Here is an 893-nt window from a genome sequence, read left to right as displayed (position 1 = left end):
CCCCGACATCTCGCATCGAGTATGTATTACTCGATGATCTTGGAGACGACGCCGGCGCCGACGGTGCGACCGCCCTCGCGGATGGCGAAGCGCAGCTTCTCTTCCATCGCGATCGGTGCGATCAGCTCCACCTTGAAGGAGACGTTGTCGCCCGGCATCACCATCTCCGTGCCCTCGGCCAGCGTCACCGTGCCGGTCACGTCCGTCGTGCGGAAGTAGAACTGCGGACGGTAGTTGGCGAAGAACGGCGTGTGCCGGCCGCCCTCTTCCTTCGTCAGGATGTAGGCCTCGGCCTCGAACTTCGTGTGCGGCGTCACCGAACCCGGCTTGCAGAGAACCTGGCCACGCTCGACGCCGTCACGGTCGACACCGCGCAGCAGCGCGCCGATGTTGTCGCCCGCCTCGCCGCGGTCCAGCAGCTTGCGGAACATCTCGACGCCGGTGCAGGTCGTCTTCTTGGTGTCGCGGATGCCGACGATCTCGATCTCGTCGCCCACATTGATCACGCCACGCTCGACCCGGCCCGTCACCACGGTGCCACGGCCGGAGATCGAGAACACGTCCTCGATCGGCATCAGGAACGGCTGGTCGACCGGACGCTCGGGCGTCGGGATGTATTCGTCGACCGCTTCCATCAGCTTCCGGATCGACGTCTCGCCGATCTCCGGATCCGTACCGTTCATCGCGGCAAGCGCCGAACCCATGACGATCGGAACGTCGTCGCCGGGGAAGTTGTAGTCGGTCAGAAGCTCGCGGATCTCCATCTCGACGAGCTCGAGGAGTTCCTCGTCATCGACCTGGTCCACCTTGTTCATGTAGACAACCATCGCCGGAACGCCGACCTGGTAGGCGAGCAGGATGTGCTCGCGGGTCTGCGGCATCGGGCCATCGGC

Annotated in this window: 1 protein-coding gene; it reads right to left on the bottom strand. The window is 64.7% G+C overall.

What is annotated here, in order from left to right:
• Positions 1 to 26: 26 nt before the first annotated feature.
• Positions 27 to 893: elongation factor Tu (locus EU800_RS26080; protein ID WP_129636357.1), on the bottom strand; the 867-nt coding region annotated here is incomplete at its 5' end.

This window comes from Tropicimonas sp. IMCC6043, from assembly GCF_004146235.1.
In the GTDB taxonomy this organism is placed as follows: domain Bacteria; phylum Pseudomonadota; class Alphaproteobacteria; order Rhodobacterales; family Rhodobacteraceae; genus Tropicimonas.
This window is presented reverse-complemented; position numbering and strand designations above follow the sequence as displayed.